Below are 6,413 nucleotides of genomic sequence, written 5' to 3'. Positions count from 1 at the left end.
CGGCGCAGCGCCTCGTCCCGGTCGCAGGCGTACGCGCCCAGCGCGGTCTGGCGGGCCACGATGGACCGCTCGTCGCGCATCAGCCGCCAGCCGCGGCGCAGCAGGAACGGCACCGACTTGCGGCCCTCCTTGAGGTCCCGCAGGAACCGCCGGCGGAACGTCGTCACCGCGCCCCGGCTCAGGCAGAGCGCGTCGGCCAGCACACCCAGCTCCCGGCAGCGGGCGACGATCTCGGCGGCGAAGATGCCCTCCGCGATGAACAGCGGGGCCTGCCCGATGTCGACGGCGTCCGCGCCGGTGCGGGCGCTGAGCGCGATGTCGTATACGGGAACGTTCGTACGGCCGGTGCGGCACAGGTCCTCGATCGCGGCGATCGCGGCGTCCGCGTCCCACGACTCGGGGTGGTCCCAGTCGATGTCGGAGCTCCCCGCCACCAGCGGCAGCGTCGGGTCGGTGCCCTCCTTGTAGAAGTCGTCGAGCCGCAGCACCGGCAGGCCGGAGCGGGCCGCGAGAAGGGACTTGCCGGAGCCGGAGGGGCCGCAGAGCAGCACGACTCGGCCGGGTATGGGCGGATGGGAGCTCACGGGACACCAGTGTGAGGCATCGGGCGGCCCGTCAACGACCCCGCGGGTCGGCTTTGATGCGCGCGTCACACCTCAACTACGCTTCGCGTCGACATGATTACCCTCCGTCCTCGGAAGGTGGCAGCAGCCATGGCCCGACACGCGTCCCCCCACCAGCCCGCCGCCCGGCGCGCCCTGATCGCCCTCGCGACCGCGGGAGTGGCGCTGGGTGCCGGCGCGGGGACGGCCGCCGCCGGCACCGAGCCGGTCACCGGTGTCCCGCACTCGCGGCCGGCCGGCCTCGGCGAGATCGACCCGCGGGCCGGGTTCCAGGCCCTGGCCGGCACGGCCGGCCATGCCGCCGGCCCGGTCGCGAACCTGAAGCCCAACCCGCTCGCCGGCACCGGTGTCGACCCCCTGGACAACGGCGTGGGCACCCAGTTCGCCGACTTCCAGCCGCTGGACTCACGATCCCTGACCGGCCCGGTCGCCCAGGCCGAGTCGGTCGGGAGCATCCCGGGAGTGGGGCAGGCGGCGGGGCCGCTGGGCGGCTGACGGCACGGGAGAGAGGGCCGCGGCCGCCCCGGACGGGGAGCGGACGCGGCCCTCTCCGTGCGTGGGCCCCGCGGCCGGTGTCTCGCGGCCGGTACGCGGTCAGTACGAGGAGCCGGAGGCGCCCAGGGAGCCCGTGGGGTGCCAGACCGTCTTGGTCTCCAGGAAGGCCGTCATGCGGTCGATGCCCGGCGTCGCGGCATGATCCACAGGCTGTGGACGCAGTACGCGCTTGAGGTTGTCGGCCGCGGCGATCTCCAGCTCCTTCGCCAGGGCGTCGTCGGCACCCGCCAGGTCGATCGCGTTGACGTCCTGATGCGCGGCCAGGGGCGCCGCGATCTCCGCCGTACGGCCGGAGAGGATGTTCACCACGCCGCCGGGCAGGTCGGAGGTGGCCAGCACCTCACCCAGGGACAGGGCGGGGAGCGGGGACTTCTCCGAGGCGATCACGACCGCCGTGTTGCCCGTCGCGATCACCGGGGCGACCACCGAGACCAGGCCCAGGAACGACGACTCCTGCGGGGCCAGCACCGCCACCACGCCCGTCGGCTCGGGGGTGGAGAGGTTGAAGAACGGACCCGCGACCGGGTTCGCGCCGCCGAGCACCTGGGCGATCTTGTCGGTCCAGCCCGCGTACCAGACCCAGCGGTCGATGGTCGCCTCGACCTGCTCGGTGGCCTTGGACTTCGACAGGCCCTCGGCGTCCGCGACCTCGCGCGCGAACTGGCTCCGGCGGCCCTCCAGCATCTCGGCCACGCGGTAGAGGATCTGGCCCCGGTTGTACGCCGTCGCGCCGGACCAGCCGCCGAACGCCTTGCGGGCGGCGACGACCGCGTCACGGGCGTCCTTGCGGGACGACTGCGGTGCGTTGGCCAGCCACTTGCCCTTGGAGTCCGTCACCTCGTACACCCGGCCGCTCTCGGAACGCGGGAACTTCCCGCCGACGTACAGCTTGTAGGTCTTCAGAACGGAAAGTCGCTCAGACATCGAGGTAAGCCTCCAGGCCGTGCCGACCGCCCTCGCGGCCGAAGCCCGACTCCTTGTAGCCGCCGAACGGCGAGGTCGGGTCGAACTTGTTGAACGTGTTGGACCAGACGACGCCCGCCCGGAGCTTGTTCGCCACCGCCAGGATGCGGGAGCCCTTCTCCGTCCAGATGCCCGCCGACAGGCCGTACGGCGTGTTGTTGGCCTTGGCGACGGCCTCGTCCGGCGTGCGGAACGTCAGCACCGACAGGACCGGACCGAAGATCTCGTCGCGGGCGATGGTGTGGGCCTGGGTGACGTTCGTGAACAGCGTCGGGGCGAACCAGTAGCCGCTCTCCGGCAGCTCGCAGGCCGGGGACCAGCGCTCGGCGCCCTCCGCCTCGCCCTGCTCGGCGAGGGCGGTGATCCGGGCCAGCTGCTCCGCGGAGTTGATCGCGCCGATGTCGGTGTTCTTGTCCAGCGGGTCGCCCAGGCGCAGGGTGGAGAGCCTGCGCTTGAGGGAGTCCAGCAGCTCGTCCTGGATCGACTCCTGCACCAGCAGGCGGCTGCCCGCGCAGCACACCTGGCCCTGGTTGAAGAAGATGCCGTTCACGATGCCCTCGACGGCCTGGTCGATGGGGGCGTCGTCGAAGACGATGTTGGCGCCCTTGCCGCCCAGCTCCAGGGTGAGCTTCTTGCGGGTGCCGGCGACCGTGCGGGCGATCTCCTTGCCGACCGCGGTGGAGCCGGTGAAGGCGACCTTGTCCACGCCCGGGTGGGCGACCAGTGCGGCGCCGGCGTCGCCGTAGCCCGGGAGGATGTTGACGACGCCCTTGGGCAGACCCGCCTGGCGGCAGATGTCCGCGAAGAACAGGGCGGACAGCGGGGTCGTCTCGGCCGGCTTCAGCACGACCGTGTTGCCGGCCGCCAGCGCCGGGGCGATCTTCCACGCCAGCATCAGCAGCGGGAAGTTCCACGGGATGACCTGGCCCGCGACGCCGAGCGGACGGGGGTTCACGCCGAAGCCCGCGTGGCCGAGCTTGTCGGCCCAGCCCGCGTAGTAGAAGAAGTGCGCGGCGACCAGGGGGAGGTCCGCGTCGCGCGTCTCCCTGATGGGCTTGCCGTTGTCCAGGGTCTCGAGGACGGCCAGCTCGCGGCTGCGCTCCTGGATGATCCGCGCGATGCGGAACAGGTACTTGGCGCGCTCGGCGCCGGGCAGCGCCGACCACTTCTCGAAGGCCTTGCGGGCGGCCCTCACCGCGCGGTCCACGTCCGCCTCGCCGGCCTGGGCGATCTCGGAGAGGACCTCCTCGGTGGACGGCGAGACGGTCTTGAAGACCTTGCCGTCGGCCGCCTCGGTGAACTCTCCGTCGATGAAGAGGCCGTAGGAGGGCGCGATGTCGACGACCGAGCGGGACTCGGGTGCGGGGGCGTATGCGAATGCCGATGCCATGGTGATCAGTCCACCGTCACGTAGTCGGGGCCGGAGTAGCGGCCGGTGGCCAGCTTCTGACGCTGCATCAGCAGGTCGTTCAGGAGCGAGGACGCGCCGAACCGGAACCAGTGGTTGTCCAGCCAGTCCTCGCCTACGGTCTCGTTGACCAGGACCAGGAACTTGATGGCGTCCTTGGTGGTGCGGATGCCGCCGGCCGGCTTCACGCCGACCTGGACGCCGGTGGCGGCCCGGAAGTCGCGGACGGCCTCCAGCATGAGGAGGGTGTTCGCCGGGGTGGCGTTCACCGCGACCTTGCCCGTCGAGGTCTTGATGAAGTCCGCGCCCGCCAGCATGCCGAGCCAGCTGGCACGGCGGATGTTGTCGTACGTGGACAGCTCGCCGGTCTCGAAGATGACCTTCAGGCGGGCGTCGGTCCCGCAGGCCTCCTTCACGGCGGTGATCTCGTCGTACACCTTCATGTACCGCCCCGCGAGGAACGCCCCGCGGTCGATGACCATGTCGATCTCGTCGGCGCCCGCGGCGATGGCCTCGCGGACGTCGGCCAGCTTGACGTCGATCGGCGCGCGGCCCGCCGGGAAGGCGGTGGCGACCGAGGCGACCTTCACCGAGGAGCCGGCGACGGCCTCCTTCGCGGCGGCCACCATGTCCGGGTAGACGCAGACGGCCGCGGTCGCGGGGGTGGTGCGGTCGGTCGGATCGGGGTGGACCGCCTTGGCGCCGAGCGCCCGGACCTTGCCCGGGGTGTCCGCGCCTTCCAGCGTCGTCAGGTCGACCATGGAGATGGCCAGGTCGATGGCGTACGCCTTGGCGGTCGTCTTGATGGAACGGGTGCCGAGGGAAGCGGCGCGTGCCTCCAGGCCGACCGCGTCGACGCCGGGCAGCCCGTGGAGGAAGCGGCGCAGCGTGCTGTCGGACGCGGCGACGTCCGAGAGGCTGTGAGCTGCGGTGGGTGCATTGGTGGGCATGGTCACCAGACGAGCATATCTACGCGCGTAGCTGCTGTACACCCCCCGAAGCTCGTGGCCGCTCGTTCGGCGGCCCCGGGACCGCGTATGAGCGCTCTCGGTGGTGTCGGGCACAATCGGGGCCATGACGACCACCGAGTCCAAGGATCGGATCTACCGGTCACCCGCGGGCATCGCCGGAGGTGTGCTGCTGCTCGGCCTCGCCGCGTGGCTCGGCATCGACGCGATCGTCGCCGGTGACGGTCGCACGCCGTGGGTGGCGCTCGCGACGCTGCTGCTGGTGGTGCCGCTGGTCACCGCCTTCACGCTGCGGCCCGCCGTGTCCGCGAACGACGACCGGCTGCGGATCCGCAACCCCTTCCGGCTCGTCGTGCTGCCCTGGGGCGAGATCGCCTCCCTGCGGTCCGGGTACACCAACGAGGTCGTCACCAAGTCCGGCACGAAGTACCAGCTGTGGGCCATTCCGGTGTCCCTGCGGGCGCGGAAGAAGGCGGCGCGGCGGGAGTCGCGGCGGGCGGCGGAGCCGTCCGGGGACCGGGGCGGCCGGGGGCCCGGCCTCGGGGGGCTCGCCGGCTTCGGCGGCGGGCCCGTGCCGGAGGGGCCGGTACGGGCCCAGGCCGACCAGATCATGGACGAGCTGCGCGAGCTGCTGGAGGCGCGGGAGACGGCCGAGGCGGCGCAGGGGCAGGTCACCGTGCGGTGGGCGTACGAGATCGTCGCCCCGGCGGTGGCGGGTGCGGTGCTCCTCGGGGTGCTGCTCGGGCTCGGCTGAGTCCGGAGGGCGCCGGTGGCGGTTCGCCCGGGCGCCCGCGTCGCGAGACGGCGCCGGTGAGATGCGAAGCGGGTGCCACGGGGAGCCCTGGGGTTCCCCGTGGCACCCGCCGTGTCAGATGCCCGCCGCCGCGGACAGGTCCTGCTTGATCGCCGACAGCAGCTGTGCCGCCTTGGTGCGGGCGGCCGGGAGGCCGGCGTGGTCGGCCACCGGGACGACGACCTCCAGGTAGCACTTCAGCTTGGGCTCCGTGCCGCTCGGACGGACGATGACGCGGGCACCTTCGAGGGTGTAGCGCAGGCCGTCCGTGGGCGGGAGCCGGTCCGTGCCACGGGTCAGGTCCTCGGCGTTCGTGACCGGCAGGCCCGCGAGCCGGGTCGGCGGCTGCTCGCGCAGCCGGCGCATGGCGTCCGCGATGAGGGACAGGTCCTGCACGCGGACCGAGAGCTGGTCGGTGGCGTGCAGGCCGTGCTCCACGGCGAGGTCGTCGAGGAGGTCGAGCAGGGTGCGGCCCTGCTCCTTGAGGACCGAGGCGAGTTCCGTGATCAGCAGGGCCGCGGTGATGCCGTCCTTGTCGCGGACGCCCTCCGGGTCGACGCAGTAGCCGAGGGCCTCTTCGTAGCCGTAGCGCAGGCCGTCGACGCGGGCGATCCACTTGAAGCCCGTCAGGGTCTCCTCGTAGGGGAGGCCCGCCCTCTCCGCGATGCGGCCGAGGAGGGAGGAGGAGACGATCGACTCGGCGAAGGTGCCCCGGGCTCCGCGGTTCACCAGGTGGGCGGCGAGCAGCGCGCCCACCTCGTCGCCGCGGAGCATGCGCCAGCGGCCGTCGTCCTCGACCGCCACGGCGCAGCGGTCCGCGTCCGGGTCGTTGGCGATGACCAGGTCGGGGTCCGTCTCGCGGGCCTTCGCGAAGGCGAGGTCCATCGCGCCGGGCTCCTCCGGGTTGGGGAAGGCCACGGTGGGGAAGTCCGGGTCCGGGTCGGCCTGCTCGGCGACGAGGTCCGGGGCGGGGAAGCCGGCCCGGGCGAAGGCGGCGAGGAGGGTGTCCTTGCCGACGCCGTGCATGGCCGTGTAGACCGTGCGGGCCGTACGGGGCGAGCCGGGGGAGAGGACGGCGTCCGTGCGGGCCAGGTAGGCGTCGA

General features: G+C 72.6%; 6 protein-coding genes and 1 pseudogene. 2 read left to right on the top strand and 5 right to left on the bottom strand.

Features of this window, described 5'->3' with window-relative positions; translation table 11 throughout:
• Window positions 1-653: uridine kinase (locus CCN42_RS05575; protein WP_086733376.1), on the bottom strand; the 653-nt coding region annotated here is incomplete at its 3' end.
• A gap of 60 nt (window positions 654-713) precedes the next feature.
• Between CCN42_RS05575 and CCN42_RS05570 the strand changes: the two genes are divergently transcribed.
• Complete coding sequence (locus tag CCN42_RS05570) at window positions 714-1,118, top strand: hypothetical protein (protein ID WP_086733371.1); 405 nt, start codon at window positions 714-716, stop codon at window positions 1,116-1,118.
• A 99-nt stretch (window positions 1,119-1,217) separates the two neighbouring features.
• Here CCN42_RS05570 and CCN42_RS05565 read toward each other — a convergent pair whose 3' ends face one another.
• From CCN42_RS05565 to deoC, 3 genes are read right to left on the bottom strand one after another with little or no spacing between them, the layout of a single operon-like run.
• Window positions 1,218-2,102, bottom strand: a complete 885-nt coding sequence (locus CCN42_RS05565; RefSeq protein WP_086733369.1) for an aldehyde dehydrogenase family protein — start codon at window positions 2,100-2,102, stop codon at window positions 1,218-1,220.
• A complete protein-coding gene (locus tag CCN42_RS05560) occupies window positions 2,095-3,531 on the bottom strand; it encodes an aldehyde dehydrogenase family protein (protein WP_086733367.1) in 1,437 nt (478 codons plus the stop codon). The genes CCN42_RS05565 and CCN42_RS05560 overlap by 8 nt, the downstream gene beginning before the upstream one ends.
• Before the next feature lie 5 nt (window positions 3,532-3,536).
• Complete coding sequence (deoC, locus tag CCN42_RS05555; protein ID WP_086733373.1) at window positions 3,537-4,499, bottom strand: deoxyribose-phosphate aldolase; 963 nt, start codon at window positions 4,497-4,499, stop codon at window positions 3,537-3,539.
• Between the two features lie 124 nt (window positions 4,500-4,623).
• Between deoC and CCN42_RS05550 the strand changes: the two genes are divergently transcribed.
• Window positions 4,624-5,271: a PH domain-containing protein gene (locus CCN42_RS05550; RefSeq protein WP_086733365.1), complete on the top strand. Its 648-nt coding sequence runs from the start codon at window positions 4,624-4,626 to the stop codon at window positions 5,269-5,271.
• A gap of 114 nt (window positions 5,272-5,385) precedes the next feature.
• On the opposite strand, the pseudogene CCN42_RS05545 reads toward CCN42_RS05550, so the two are convergent.
• Window positions 5,386-6,413, bottom strand: a pseudogene (locus CCN42_RS05545) (phosphohexomutase domain-containing protein); the annotation flags it as partial.

Source organism: Streptomyces glaucescens (genome assembly GCF_002154375.1).
In the GTDB taxonomy this organism is placed as follows: domain Bacteria; phylum Actinomycetota; class Actinomycetes; order Streptomycetales; family Streptomycetaceae; genus Streptomyces; species Streptomyces glaucescens.
Note: the sequence above shows the minus strand (reverse complement) of the source record. Positions and strands in the feature narration are given on the sequence as shown.

Excerpts from the sequence above, each read along its gene's own strand:
- CCN42_RS05570 (WP_086733371.1), top strand. The coding sequence starts at position 714 with ATGGCCCGACACGCGTCCCCCCACCAGCCCGCCGCCCGGCGCGCCCTG.
- CCN42_RS05560 (WP_086733367.1), bottom strand. The coding sequence starts at position 3,531 with ATGGCATCGGCATTCGCATACGCCCCCGCACCCGAGTCCCGCTCGGTC.
- CCN42_RS05565 (WP_086733369.1), bottom strand. The coding sequence starts at position 2,102 with ATGTCTGAGCGACTTTCCGTTCTGAAGACCTACAAGCTGTACGTCGGC.
- CCN42_RS05550 (WP_086733365.1), top strand. The coding sequence starts at position 4,624 with ATGACGACCACCGAGTCCAAGGATCGGATCTACCGGTCACCCGCGGGC.
- deoC (WP_086733373.1), bottom strand. The coding sequence starts at position 4,499 with ATGCCCACCAATGCACCCACCGCAGCTCACAGCCTCTCGGACGTCGCC.